Here is a 12,516-nt window from a genome sequence, read left to right on the forward strand (position 1 = left end):
ACTTCGTCGGCCCGCCTGAACCGCCACCCCAGCCGCCGCCACCACTGGTGCTGTTCCCGCCCCGGCTCGGCCAGTTCCAGGCCGAGGCGCCCGCCCAGCCGGCGGAGAGCGCCGCCGGTGGCACACCGCCGGACGCCCCGCCGGTACTGCACTCGCAGCTGCCCGCCGACGACCCCGCCGGGGATTCCGTGTGGCGCCTCGGCTACAGCGGCCGCGCCGCGGCCGAGGAACGCCCGACCACCATGCGCGCCTGCCCCGGCGGCGCGCTCTCCACCGGCATCGGCAACGGCCTGGCCTGCCGCAGCGCCGGCGAGGTCAAGATCCGCGAATCGGTGCTGGACCTGGACGGCGGCGCGCGGGTGATGCTGATCGCGCAGGCGCGTGGCACCGACGCCACCGCGGTCAATGGCCGCCCCGCGGCGATCGATCCCTATGCCCTGGTGCCGCAGTTCTATACCGCCGTCAGTGGCCTGGCGGTGCTGGACGGCGCCACCATGTGGGCCGGCCGGCGCGACAATGCGCCGTTCCTGCTGTCGTCCGGCCTGCTGCCGCCCAATTCCACGGCGATGCGCTTCGGCGTGGACAACGCCAAGGTGATCGGCGATATCGGCCTGAGCTACCAGTACACCGCGCGCGCCGACCAGAACGGCCAGAACCTGCCCAGCTATCACTCGCTGCGCACTGCGCCCATCAACACCAATGAACAGGGTTCGATCCAGCTCGGCTTCACGCGGGTGGAGGCGCAGCCGCTGGTGGAAGACCCCGGCGGTGCATGGTGGGCGTCTGCTTTGCACGAGCAGAAGGGCGTGCTGTTCGGCACCAACCGGTTCGGGGTGCAGTTCGGATCGGGATCGCGCAACGCCATGACTGGCTACACCGGCATGGGACCGGCGCTGTCGCGCACGCGCGTGGCGGAATCGATGGAATGGAAGGGCCGTTCAGGGCTGAGCGGTGCGGTGGAGCAAAGCCTGCAGTTCGACCGGTCGCCGGTCGGCACGCTGCAGTGGACCACCACGCGCCTGCGTCCTGCTTACGTTGCCAGCAACCAGTTCCGCCTGAACTTCGAGGTCTCGCATGACCAGATCTCGTCCGGCTTCGGTGTCGGCGGCCAGCGCACCGCGCTGACCGTGGCGCCCACGCTGACACTGGGCAAGTCGGCCGGCAATGCCAACCTGCGCGCCTTCTACACCTATAGCCGTGCCAGCGACGTCGACGGCATTGGCTACACCGCGCCGGCCGACGCGTGGGCCTCGCAGGCGAGCGGCTCGATCTTCGGCGTGCAGCTCAATCGGCGCTGGTAGGGGCGCTGGCGGGCGCAGCGCGCCAGTCGGCCTGCGCCGCGGCGGCCGCAGCGGGTTTGCGGCACAGCCAGTGGAACAGCAGCGTGGCAGTCATCCCGCCGCCGATCTGGGCCAGCACGAAGCCCGGCACGTCCTGCGGCCGGATCCCGGTAAAGGTATCGGTCAGCGCGCAGGCGATGGTCAGCGCCGGGTTGGCAAACGAGGTCGACGACGTGAACCAGTAGCCCGCGGTGATATAGCCTGCCACCACGAACGGCACCAGCTGCGGCCGGCTGCGCAGCGTGCCGATGCCCACGCCGACCAGGCCGAAGGTGGCCACGAACTCGCTCCACCACATCGCCGCGCCGGTGCGGCTCTGCGCCGACCAGGCCAGCGCCGGCTCGCCGAACATCGCATGGGCGGCCAGCACGCCGCAGACTCCACCCGCCACCTGCACCAGCACATAGCGCAGCGCATCGCGCGGCGGCAGCGTGCCCTGCAGCAGCGCCGACAGGCTCACCACCGGATTGAAATGCCCGCCCGAGACCGGGCCCAGCGACACCAGTAGCGCCACCAGCCCGGCCCCGGTGGCCAGCGAATTGGCCAGCAGCGCCAGCGCGGTATCTCCGGCGGCGAGCCGTTCGGCGCGGATGCCGGAGCCCACCACAATCGCCACCAGCAGCGCCGTGCCCAGGCCTTCGGCCACCAGGCGGCGTGCGAGCGTACTCATCGCTGCGCTCCGTTGACGGCGCGCAGCAGCGATGGAGCGGAGCAACGAACGGGATACGAGAGCGGCCGCGAGATCGCGGCAAAGGCAGTAAGGAAAACGTGCAGCGGCAAGATGGACAACGTCGCCTGAGACGACGCCTCGAACGGTGGCGGTTCAGTAGCAAGCCCGCGCACACACGGTGAGCGCGGACGCGACAGTGTTCCGTTCGCGCACGGAGCGCGTCAATGCGTGGCCGCTTTGTTGTGTGCAGACGCGCGGTATCGAATCGCCGCGCTGGCCGCGGGCCGTTACCGGTTGCTGGCCGCCAGCCGCAGGCCGAAGCCGACCAGCGCGATCCCGGCCAGTCGCGTTGCCAGCGTGCGCGCGAACGGCAGCGCCCGCAGCCGGCTGGCCACTGCGTTGCCCGCCAGCACCAGCGCCGCCTGGTAGGCAAGGCTGAGCACCGTGACGTGTGCCATCATCGCCGCCAGCGTGGCCGGCGACGCATCCGGACGCAGGAACAGCGGGAAGAACGCGACAAAGAACAGCACCACCTTGGGGTTGGTCAGGCTCACCGTGAAGCCCTGGCGCAGGTATACGCGCGCGGACTTGCGCGGCTCGGGCACGCCGGCGTCCACGGCAAAGCGAGTACGCAGCAGCTGCACGCCCATCCAGCACAGGTACGCGGCACCGAACCATTGCAAGCCGTGGAACAGCAGCGGATTGGCCTGCATCACCGCCGCCAGTCCCGCCACCGCGGCGAGCATGTACACGAGGTCGCCCAGCAGCGTGCCGCAGACCGCGCCCATGCCGGCCGCCACGCCATTGCGCGCGGTGGCGTTGAGAATGGCGATCGTGCCCGGGCCCGGGATCAGCTGGAACACCAGGATGGCGAGCACGAAGCTGGTGTAGTTCTGGATGTCGAACATGGTGGCCTGGCAGTGTTGGATGCGAGCGCGGGATGCTTCGCTGCCGCCATGTTAGTGCAGCCTGCCCATCGCGGCAAAGCGAATGGCTTCACGGCCGCAGCGCGCCTCAGCGCAGCAGGAACGCGATGTCCTCGACGCGGATCTGTGCCACCGGAATGCCCTTGCGGCGCTGGAACAGGATGTGCTGCTGCACGCGGCTGCGCTGCTCGGCAAATGCCGCGGGATCGATCGGCGTGCCCAGGCGCATGTAGTGCTGCACCAGCAGCTTGTAGGCGCGGTGGCGCACCTGCATGGCCTCGGTCTCTGCACGCAGCCGCCGGATCTCTGCCGGGCTGCGGTCGATTGCCTGGTGCAGCTCTTCGACCGTGCGCGCATGCAGCTCGCGGTAGACGTCGCGCTCGGCCTCCATCTGGTGCAGCTCGTCGCGCAGCGCGCGGATCTTGTTCTGCAGCTTCAGCGTCTGCGAGACCGCCTGCTGCACCCGCCCCCCCCCCCCCCCCCCCCNCCCCCAGCGCGTGGCTGGCCGCGGCCATGGTGCTCTTCCACAACCCGCGCTCGTCGCCCGCAGTCTGCGGCGGCCAGCGGTTGTCTGTCCCGATCAACGTATCCATCAGACCCCCCGGTAAGAAAGTAAGCCCTGGACCGGGTGTCCGCGTTATGGGTGCGGCTTGGCCGGCTCGGTCCGCGCCGCCGGGCGGCAGCGCATCAGGGCATCGTAGAGATACATAGATCGGCTGCCAAGTAGAAGATATTTACTTCTGGGTTGGCTGTTGCGCGTTGCGAGAACCACCGGTCCAGGGCGGTCAGCTACGGGGCAGCATGCGGTGCGATTTGGCGTAGGCACGCAGCACATCGTTGATGCGGGTCTGCCATCCCTCACCGGTGGCCTTGAACGCCTCGACAACATCACGGTCGGCACGCATGTTCAGCGTGACCTTGCGCTGCTCTGGCGGCAGCGCCGGCCGGCCGCGGGGCCGCAGCAATGCCTGTGCCGCCTTCTCGCCGACCAGCCTGGGCAGCGCTTCCCGCGCGGGCCGCAGGCGCGCCAGCTCGGCATCGGTCAGCGGCGGGTTGTCGGGGTCTGCCTGCGCGGCACGCGTCAGTGCCTTGTCCTCGGCATCAGTCGGGATATGGATCCTGCGTTTCGTCGACATACTTCAATACCTCGCGGCGGTTGGCTTTGCGCAGGCTGATGACGCGCATCGTTTCGCCTCGCATGGTGTAGACCATCACAAACACACGGTTGCCGATCAGGCCGGTAGCGACCATGCGCCCTTCACCGTATGCAAACCGCAGATCATCCCGGATCAGCGCACTGTCCATCTCGAACGCTTCGGCCAATGCCAGCGGTACGCCATGCTTGATCTGGTTGGCCAGATCCTTGATGGGATCGAACACAAGCGGCATCGATTTATTGTATGGGCGTTAAATTGGCAAGGCAAGGAATATTTGCCTATACGGAAATTGCCTCGTGCCGAGCGCTGCAGGCGATGTGCGGCTACTGGCGAGGCAAGGCGTCAAGATGTGCCCGCACGCGTCGAGCGACCTTGATCTCGATCACCCGTGTCGAGCTGTTCGGGGAAGTGCGATGCAAGCGAGATGGGAGTGTGTCGCTGTGTGGCGACAGCGCGGGAGGAATGACGGGCGCGCTTGTGAAACGGCGCCCCAATGCAAAAAGCCCGGCTGCAGGAGCCGGGCTTTTCTTGTTCTGGTGGCCTGGGACGGAATCGAACCGCCGACACAAGGATTTTCAATCCTCTGCTCTACCGACTGAGCTACCGGGCCAAAGAAGCGAAACTATAACTGGACTTTTTTGGCCAGTCAAGCGTCATGTGCGTCACAGCCTCATTGCTCGGCCGGCTCGGGCTTGTTGCGGCCCAGCTCGACGCCGAGCTGCTTGAGCTTGCGGTACAGGTGGGTGCGCTCCAGCCCGGTCTTCTCGGCCACGCGGGTCATGCTGCCGTGTTCGCGCAGCAGGTGGTATTCGAAGTAGGCGCGCTCGAACAGGTCGCGCGCTTCGCGCAGCGGCATGTCGAAGGAGAACTGCATCTCGGCCTCGGGCACGCGCGCGGGGCTGCCATTGGGGGCGGCCTCGGCGGTGGTCTCGGGCACGATGTCTGACGAACCGGGTTCGGCAGACGGTGCCGTGGCGGGCGCGGCGGTGGTGGCCGAGCTGCTGCGCGGGCGTTCGATGCCGCGGGCCAGGCCCTGCTCGACCGCGGACAGCAGCTTCTGCAGTGCGATCGGCTTCTCAAGGAAATTGAGCGCGCCGATCTTGGTCGCCTCGACCGCCGTGTCGATGGTGGCGTGGCCCGACATCATGATGACGGGCATCGTCAGCTGTCCCTGCGCGGACCATTCCTTGAGCAGGGTCACGCCATCGGTATCGGGCATCCAGATATCGAGCAGCACGAGGTCGGGCGTACCCGCCGCGCGGTATTCGCGAGCTTGCAGCGCGTTCTCCGCGAGTTCAACCACGTGGCCTTCGTCGCTGAGGATCTCCGAGAGCAGCTCCCGGATTCCCATTTCGTCATCGACTACGAGGATCGTTGCCATACTTCCCCTCTTAACCCCACCGCAGCGTTCCGGGACCGGACGCCATTGTTGACTATGTCAGTTTAACGAACAGGATCGAGATCTGTGCACCGACGATCTCCGCACCTTCCATGCGATTGCGCAACTCGATTCGCGCGCCGTGTTCGTCAATGATCTTCTTTACCATCGCGAGCCCCAGGCCCGTGCCCTTGGCTTTCGTGGTCACGTAGGGCTCGAACGCACGGCTCAGGATTCTTGGTGCGAAACCGGGACCATTGTCCGCAATGGTGAGCTTGACGGCCTGCCGGTTTTCGCCGGCAGAATCTTTGTATTCTACAGTCTCGGTGTGCAGAGTGATATGGGGCGCCGCCCTACCGGCCGCGACGTTCTCGGCGGCGGCATCCTGTGCGTTCTGCAGCAGGTTGTGGATGACCTGGCGCAACTGCGTCGGATCGCCCTTGATCTCGGGCTGCGCGGTGCCCAGCGTCGGATGGATCACCGGGTGCTCGTGCACCGCGGGATCATCGATGCCGTACAGGTGCAGCACTTCCGCCACCAGGCTGTTGAGCTGCAGCGACTGCAGCACCGCGGGCGGCGTGCGCGCGTAGTCGCGGAAGTCATCGACCATGCGCTTCATCGCGGCCACCTGGTTGACGATGGTGGCTGCGCCACGCTTGAGCACATCGGCGTCGGTGCCTTCGAGCTTGGGCGAGAGCTTCATCTGCAGACGCTCGGCCGAGAGCTGGATCGGCGTCAGCGGGTTCTTGATCTCGTGCGCAAGGCGCCGTGCCACCTCGCCCCAGGCCACCGAGCGTTGAGCGGAAATCACATCGGAGATATCGTCGAAGACGATCACGTAGCCGGGCTCATCGCGCTCGCCGCCGGGCAGGCGTGCGCCGCGCACCAGCAGCGTAAGCGGCTGTTCCTCGCCCTGCGGCAGCTCGATCTGCTTCTGCCAGTGCTGGGCGCCGCCCAGCACCTCGCTGGTGTTCTGGTCCGAGAAGGCCTGGCGCACGATCTCGCCGAACGGCCCCATGCCAGGGATCTGCTCAACCGGCAGGCCCAGCACCGCACCAAACGGCTGGCGGAAGATGCGCTCCGCGCCCGGATTGGCGGTAATCAGCACAAAGCGGCGGTCGAACACCAGCACGCCGGCGGTCAGGTTCTGCAGCACGCTTTCCAGGTAGGCCTTCGATTGCTCGAGCGCGGTGCGGTTCTCTTCCACCGCCAGCCGCGCCTCGGCCAGCTGGCGCGTCATCTGGTTGAACTGCTGCGTGAGCATGCCGAGCTCGTCGCGGCTTTTCAGTTCGCGCTTGGGCGAGAGGTCGCCCTCGGCCACTTCCTTGGTCCCCTGCAGCAGCATCAGCAGCGGCCGCGCCAATTGCCCGCCCAGCAGCAGCGCCAGCATCACCGCGATGAACACGGCCAGGAACAGCGTCAGCGTCAGCGTGCCGATATACATCTTGCGCAGGCCGGTGCGGCCCAGCGCCTTCTCCTGGTATTCCTGGTACGCGCGCTGGACCTCGTCGGCATTGCGCGCGAGCACCGCCGGCACCGGGTGCAGCACCTGCAGGTAACGCTCTTCGCGCACGGTCTCGCCGACCAGGCCGAAGGCGCTCGACGGCGATTCCTCCGGGCGGCGCTCCACGGACAGGCCGGAGCCGGCCCAGCGCGGCGGCTTGGCCAGCGCGCGCGGGGCGCTGCCGCCTGCCGCGTCATCCTGTGCCGTGGTCGGGCTGGCGCCCAGCGGAATGATCACGCGCAGCCGGTACAGGTGGCTGCTGTCGACGCGCTCGCTGCTCGGGTTGCCGTCGCCCGACGGGTCGGTGCCGCCCTCCACTGCCGCGTAGCCGCCGGCAAGCCGTGCCTGTTCGGCCAGCACGCCGGAAGGCAGGTCCGGCACCAGCGACGCGTAGTTGCTGGACGCCGTGGCCAGCACGCGGCCGCTGCCGGTGAAGATGGCGGCTTCCTGGACGCCATACTGCTCGCGCAGCCGATTCAGCTGCAGCGAGGTGGCCACGCCGGAGGCGCCGGCGAGCTGCTCTGCCATCAGGCGTGCCTTGACCTGCAGGTCGGCGAGCGAGCTGTCGATGGTGGAGCGGCCCAGGTTCAGGCCGGCCTCGAGTGCGGTTTCCACGCGCACGTCGAACCAGGACTCGATGCTGCGCGAGACGAACTGAAGCGATACCAGGTAGATCAGCACGCCGGGCAGCACGCCCACCACGCCGAAGAACACGGCGAGCTTGGTCATCAGCCGCGTGCCGAACTTGCCGCGGCGATAGCGCAGCCACAGCGTCAGCGCCAGCGCACCCACGATCAGCACCAGCAGGGCGCCGATCACCAGGTTCACCTTGAACAGCAGCGTGAAATAGCGATCGAAGAATTCGGTGTTGGCCGATGCACCGGCTAGCAGGCCCACCAGAACCAGCGCCAGGAAGACGATGATCCCGGCCACGACGCGGTACAGCACGCGCCGGAACCGGCTGTCCCACAGCGAGTTGTTCATGGCTGGCTCGATGCGGGCTGCAGCAGCAGTGCGGGCGACAGTCCGTAAGACACCGTCTGCATGGTCAGGCCGCGTGAGTCAATGGCAGCGGCAGGCGCCGACGCAGGCGCGGGTACGGCGGGCGAGGCCGGCAGCGCCGGCGATGCGGGGCCTGGGGCCGGCGCGGGCGGCGCTGCGGGCGGCGGGGGTGGCGGCGCTGCGTTCAGGTCCGTCGGCACCGTATAGACAAAGCGCCGCCAGTCGGAGGCCAGGTTCCATTCACGCGTGTTGACGGCGTTGATCTGGAACGGCTTGGGCAGTTGCGACAGGTCCAGCCGCATGCGCACTTCCGCGTGGTAGGTCTCGCCCGGCTTGACCGCATTGCGCTCGAACACGCGCCAGCCGCGCACGCGCTGGATGAACTGCAGCGCGCCCTTCAGGCGCGTGAACGGCAGCTGCAGGCCGCCGGTGGAGACACGGTACTGGCGCGTCAGTGGCTGGTACGACAGGCGCACGCTGCGGGTGGTGTTGACCGGCCTGTCGTCGAACCAGTACCAGCGCGAGCGCGTGAGCTGGAAGTCGACCGCGAAATAGAGGGAGATGCCCTTGTGCAATGCGTCTTCCAGCACGGGCGGCAGGTCGAAGTCGAAGCTGGCGGCAAGCTCGAAGCCGCCATCCTGGAATTCGATGCGCGCGTCGGTGGCCTCGATGACCTGTGCGCGCGCAGCGGGCGGCAACCACAGTAGCGAGGCGAGCGCCAGCACCAGTGCAAGCCACCACCGCGCGAGCAGGCCACGCCTGCCCGCGCCGCCGGGGCGCAGATGCGGGCACGCCTGGTCCGCGGCAGTGTCCACGTTCGTGTTCAACATGACGCGGAAGTCTGACAGGCGCGGCGTGCTCAGCATCGGATCAGATCAGGCGCGTTTCTGGAAGCGGGCGTAGAAGAAGCCATCGTGATCCGACGGCAGGCTGGTGCCGGCCGTGGCGTCCTTTTCGCCATTGGCGCCGGCTGCTTGCGTGGTATGAGTGCCGGGCAGCAGCTGCCCCGGCGCCTGCAATCGTATCGCATCTGCCAGCTGGGCACCAAACCAGCGCGCCTGGTCCTCGCCTTCCGTTGGGAAAATAGAACAGGTGACATAGACCAGGATGCCGCCCGGTTTGAGCAGCGGCCACAGTTGCGAGACGATGCGGCGCTGCTCGGTGATGAGCTTGGCAATATCGGTCTCGCGGCGCAGCCAGCGGATATCGGGATGGCGCCGCACAATGCCCGAAGCGGAGCACGGCACGTCGGCCAGGATGCGGTCAAAGAGCTGGCCGTCCCACCAGTCGGCGGGCCGGCTGGCATCGCCGACCACGATCCTGGCCTGCTTGCCCAGGCGCGCCAGGTTCTCGCCGATGCGGGTGGTGCGCTGCGGATCGCTTTCCACTGCGGTGACGTCGATATCGGCCAGTTCCAGCAGGTGCCCGGTCTTGCCGCCGGGCGCCGCGCAGGCATCCAGCACGCGCATGCCGTCGGCCACCTCGAGCAGCGGCGCGGCCAGCTGCGCGCCGGCATCCTGCACCGAGACCACGCCTTCGGCAAAGCCCGGCAACTGCGTCACCGGCACCGCGCGCACCAGGCGCACCGCCTGCGGGCCGACCACATGGCCAGCCAGGCCGGCGTTGGCAAGATCGGTCTGGTACTGCTGCACGGACACGCGCGCGGTGTTGACGCGCACCGTCATCGGCGGGCGCACGTTGGCGCTGGCGGCCAGGGCCATCCACTGGTCCGGGTAGGCCTCGCGCAGCATGCGCAGCCACCATGGCGGCAGGTTCCAGCGCGCCTGCTCGTCGCGGTTGACGTCGGCCAGCAGCGCCTTGCGTTCGCGCAGGAAACGGCGCAGCACCGCGTTGACCAGGCCGCGCGCATGCGCAGTCTTGGGTTCGGAGGCGGCGGCGCTGACCGCCTGGTCGACCACCGTGAAGGTGCTGTAGCCCGGGCGGCCGGCGTCCGCGTCCTGGCGCGCCTTGTCCGCGCTGTCCTGCTTGTCGCGCGGGCCCGGCGCGTGCTCCAGCAGCAGCGCCAGTGCCACGGCCAGCAGCGAATCGACCTGCGCGCCCGGCGGGCGCGTGACCAGCTTCGTCACCAGTGCGCGTGCCGTGCCGAACTGGCGCATGGTGCGATAGGCGATGTCCTGCAGCGCGCCGCGCGTGGCGGCATCGCGCACGCGGTCCAGGCGCAACTGTGCGGCGGCGTCCTCGATCGCCTGGGGCAAGGCTGTGCCTTCGCTGACGGCGCGCACCGCGGTGGCGGCGCCAAGCATCTGGAAGGCAAGCGAATCGGGAGGCAGGCGCATATCGGTCAGGCAGCGGGTCAGGCGTTGGAATCGGGAAGCAGGCCGGCACGGGCACAAAAAAAAGCCCGCCGGTCCATGCGGAACAGCGGGCAGTTTACCCTGTGCGGGGGCCCTGCCCCGGATTTCCGGCCGCTCAGGCGGGATAGGTGCCGGTCTGGGCCATCTGCATCAGGCGCGCGATGCGCTCCTCGGTGGCCGGGTGGGTCGAGAACAGATTGGCGATGGCGCCGCCCGAGAGCGGGTTCATGATCATCATCTGCGCCGTGGCCGGGTGTTCTTCTGCCGCCTGGAACGGGATGCCCTGGGCGTAGCGGTGGATCTTGTCCAGTGCGCTGGCCAGCGCCTGCGGGTCGCCGCTGATCTCGGCGCCGCCGCGGTCGGCCTCGAACTCACGTGCGCGTGAGATCGCCATCTGGATCAGCGATGCCGCCAGCGGGGCTAGGATTGCCACGGCAATGCTGGCGATCGGGTTGCTGCGGTTGCCGTTCTCGTCGCGCCCGCCGAAGAACATTGCCATATTCGCCAGCGCCGAGATCGCACCGGCCATGGTGGCGGCGATGGTCGAGGTCAGGATGTCGCGGTGGCGCACGTGCGCCAGCTCATGCGCCATCACGCCGCGCAGTTCTCGCTCGGACAGCACCCGCAGGATGCCGGTGGTGGCCGCCACCGCGGCGTGCTCCGGGTTGCGGCCGGTGGCAAAGGCGTTGGGCGCGTCTTCGTTGATCAGGTACACGCGCGGCATCGGCAGGCCGGCGCGCTGCGCCAGTTCCTGCACCATGCCGTAGAACTGCGGCGCGCTGCCGGCGTCGACTTCCTGCGCGTTGTACATGCGCAGGACCATCTTGTCCGAGAACCAGTAGGAGAAGAAGTTCATGCCCAGCGCAAGCAGCAGCGCCATCATCATGCCGCTGCGCCCGCCGATCATGCCGCCGATGACGATGAACAGCGCCGTGATGGCCGCCATCAGCATGAAGGTCTTGACCCAGTTGAACATTGCGGTGATCTCCGTGTAATCGTGAGCCGCGTCCCGGGGGAAAGCGGACGCGATAACCGTTAGATAGGGGGTGATACCCGAAAATTCAACGGCTGTTCAACGGGTTCAGGGGGAAGCCGTGGCGGGTCGCGCCCGCCGGGCGGTTCCACCGGCACTTATGTTGCCATGTGCGGCAAAGGCCAGCCCGATCATGCCTGCGCGGCGCCGTTGCCGGGTACCGCGCAGCGCGTGCCCGGCGGCAGCGGCAGGGCTTGCAGGAACTGCTGCGCCGGCTGGCGGCGCCCGCCCGGCTTCTGCAGCTCGGTGACCTGCAGTGCGCTGCCCTCGCCGCAGGCGATGAGGACGCCGGCGGCGTCGGCCGCCAGCACCGTGCCGGGCGGATGCGGCAGGCTGCTGGCGGCGGCCAGCGGCACGGCCTGCCAGCACTTGATCACGGTATCGCCGACCTGCACCGTCGCGCCCGGGAAGGGGTTGAACGCGCGCACCTGGTTGGCCAGCGCCGCGGCCGGGCGGCGCAGGTCCAGCGGGGCCTCGTCCTTGGCGATCTTCTCGGCGTAGGTGACGCCTTCGGCCGGCTGCGGCGTGGCGGCCAGCGCGCGGCCGGCGGCCAGCTCCTGCAGCGCTGCCACGGTCATGCGCGCGCCCAGCGCGGCCAGCGTGTCGTGAAGCGTGCCGGTGGTATCGTCCGGGCCGATCGGCACGGCCTCGCGCGTGAGCATGTCGCCGGTGTCCAGGCCTTCGTCCATCTGCATCAATGTGATGCCGGTCTCGGCATCGCCCGCTTCGATGGCACGGTGGATCGGCGCCGCGCCGCGCCAGCGCGGCAGCAGCGAGCCGTGGATATTCAGGCAGCCCAGGCGCGGCAGGGTCAGCACCTCGGCCGGCAGGATCAGGCCGTAGGCGGCCACCACCATCACGTCGGGGGCGGTGCCGGCGAGCGCGTCGATGGCCGCGGCGGCGTCTTCCGGGTACTTGCCCTGGCGGCGCAGCGAGCGCGGCTGCAGCACTGGCCCAAGGCCGCTGGCGGCGGCGAACTGCTTCACCGGGCTGGCGTGCAGCTGCATGCCGCGGCCGGCGGGGCGGTCAGGCTGCGTCAGCACCGCCACGACGGGAAAACCGGCGGCGTGGATGGCTTCCAGCGCGACGCGCGCGAACTCGGGCGTGCCGGCAAAGGCGACACGCAGGGGTCTGGCTTGGGACATGGCAGGTTCCGTGGCCTGAAGCAGAACCGGCCGCGATAGCGGCCGG

11 protein-coding genes, 1 tRNA gene and 1 pseudogene are annotated in these 12,516 nt (G+C 68.6%); 1 reads left to right on the top strand and 12 read right to left on the bottom strand.

Going from position 1 to position 12,516, the window contains the following annotated elements; all coding sequences use genetic code 11:
• On the top strand, positions 1–1,301 hold a 1,301-nt coding region (locus CF68_RS08340; protein ID WP_035817388.1), incomplete at its 5' end, for a carbohydrate porin.
• On the opposite strand, the gene CF68_RS08345 is transcribed toward CF68_RS08340, so the two are convergent.
• From CF68_RS08345 to fmt, 12 genes and pseudogenes are all read right to left on the bottom strand, one after another.
• Positions 1,285–2,010: an MIP/aquaporin family protein gene (locus tag CF68_RS08345; RefSeq protein ID WP_035817390.1), complete on the bottom strand. Its 726-nt coding sequence runs from the start codon at positions 2,008–2,010 to the stop codon at positions 1,285–1,287. The two genes, CF68_RS08340 and CF68_RS08345, sit on opposite strands and share 17 nt — an antisense overlap.
• Before the next feature lie 287 nt (positions 2,011–2,297).
• Positions 2,298–2,918, bottom strand: a complete 621-nt coding sequence (locus tag CF68_RS08350; RefSeq protein ID WP_035817392.1) for a LysE family translocator — start codon at positions 2,916–2,918, stop codon at positions 2,298–2,300.
• 106 nt (positions 2,919–3,024) lie between these two features.
• Positions 3,025–3,529 (bottom strand): annotated as a pseudogene (locus CF68_RS08355) (hypothetical protein).
• 192 nt (positions 3,530–3,721) lie between these two features.
• The gene (locus CF68_RS08360; RefSeq protein WP_035817394.1) at positions 3,722–4,072 is read right to left on the bottom strand and encodes a BrnA antitoxin family protein; all 351 of its coding nucleotides are present in this window, start codon (positions 4,070–4,072) and stop codon (positions 3,722–3,724) included.
• Positions 4,038–4,325: a BrnT family toxin gene (locus CF68_RS08365; protein ID WP_035817396.1), complete on the bottom strand. Its 288-nt coding sequence runs from the start codon at positions 4,323–4,325 to the stop codon at positions 4,038–4,040. The genes CF68_RS08360 and CF68_RS08365 overlap by 35 nt, the downstream gene beginning before the upstream one ends.
• Positions 4,326–4,627: 302 nt before the next feature.
• A tRNA-Phe gene (locus tag CF68_RS08370) sits at positions 4,628–4,703 on the bottom strand.
• 60 nt (positions 4,704–4,763) lie between these two features.
• Complete coding sequence (locus CF68_RS08375; RefSeq protein ID WP_035817399.1) at positions 4,764–5,474, bottom strand: response regulator; 711 nt, start codon at positions 5,472–5,474, stop codon at positions 4,764–4,766.
• 52 nt (positions 5,475–5,526) lie between these two features.
• Positions 5,527–7,959 carry a PAS domain-containing sensor histidine kinase gene (locus tag CF68_RS08380; protein WP_035817402.1) on the bottom strand — a complete coding sequence of 811 codons (2,433 nt, stop codon included), beginning with the start codon at positions 7,957–7,959 and terminating at the stop codon, positions 5,527–5,529.
• Positions 7,956–8,843 carry a DUF4390 domain-containing protein gene (locus CF68_RS08385; RefSeq protein WP_035817405.1) on the bottom strand — a complete coding sequence of 296 codons (888 nt, stop codon included), beginning with the start codon at positions 8,841–8,843 and terminating at the stop codon, positions 7,956–7,958. Before CF68_RS08385 ends, CF68_RS08380 begins: the two co-directional genes overlap by 4 nt.
• Before the next feature lie 9 nt (positions 8,844–8,852).
• A complete protein-coding gene (gene rsmB, locus CF68_RS08390) occupies positions 8,853–10,274 on the bottom strand; it encodes a 16S rRNA (cytosine(967)-C(5))-methyltransferase RsmB (protein ID WP_035817406.1) in 1,422 nt (473 codons plus the stop codon).
• Between the two features lie 133 nt (positions 10,275–10,407).
• Positions 10,408–11,268, bottom strand: a complete 861-nt coding sequence (htpX, locus tag CF68_RS08395; RefSeq protein ID WP_013958442.1) for a zinc metalloprotease HtpX — start codon at positions 11,266–11,268, stop codon at positions 10,408–10,410.
• Between the two features lie 188 nt (positions 11,269–11,456).
• The gene (gene fmt / locus CF68_RS08400) at positions 11,457–12,470 is read right to left on the bottom strand and encodes a methionyl-tRNA formyltransferase (RefSeq protein WP_035817409.1); all 1,014 of its coding nucleotides are present in this window, start codon (positions 12,468–12,470) and stop codon (positions 11,457–11,459) included.
• Between the last annotated feature and the right edge of the window lie 46 nt (positions 12,471–12,516).

This window comes from Cupriavidus sp. SK-4 (genome assembly GCF_000611125.1).
Taxonomy (GTDB): Bacteria; Pseudomonadota; Gammaproteobacteria; order Burkholderiales; family Burkholderiaceae; genus Cupriavidus; species Cupriavidus necator.

Bases quoted from the DNA above. Each gene is read 5' to 3' on its own strand.
- CF68_RS08380 (WP_035817402.1), bottom strand. From the start codon at position 7,959: ATGAACAACTCGCTGTGGGACAGCCGGTTCCGGCGCGTGCTGTACCGC.
- CF68_RS08365 (WP_035817396.1), bottom strand. From the start codon at position 4,325: ATGCCGCTTGTGTTCGATCCCATCAAGGATCTGGCCAACCAGATCAAG.
- rsmB (WP_035817406.1), bottom strand. From the start codon at position 10,274: ATGCGCCTGCCTCCCGATTCGCTTGCCTTCCAGATGCTTGGCGCCGCC.
- CF68_RS08360 (WP_035817394.1), bottom strand. From the start codon at position 4,072: ATGTCGACGAAACGCAGGATCCATATCCCGACTGATGCCGAGGACAAG.
- CF68_RS08375 (WP_035817399.1), bottom strand. From the start codon at position 5,474: ATGGCAACGATCCTCGTAGTCGATGACGAAATGGGAATCCGGGAGCTG.
- CF68_RS08385 (WP_035817405.1), bottom strand. From the start codon at position 8,843: ATGCTGAGCACGCCGCGCCTGTCAGACTTCCGCGTCATGTTGAACACG.
- htpX (WP_013958442.1), bottom strand. From the start codon at position 11,268: ATGTTCAACTGGGTCAAGACCTTCATGCTGATGGCGGCCATCACGGCG.
- CF68_RS08345 (WP_035817390.1), bottom strand. From the start codon at position 2,010: ATGAGTACGCTCGCACGCCGCCTGGTGGCCGAAGGCCTGGGCACGGCG.
- CF68_RS08350 (WP_035817392.1), bottom strand. From the start codon at position 2,918: ATGTTCGACATCCAGAACTACACCAGCTTCGTGCTCGCCATCCTGGTG.
- fmt (WP_035817409.1), bottom strand. From the start codon at position 12,470: ATGTCCCAAGCCAGACCCCTGCGTGTCGCCTTTGCCGGCACGCCCGAG.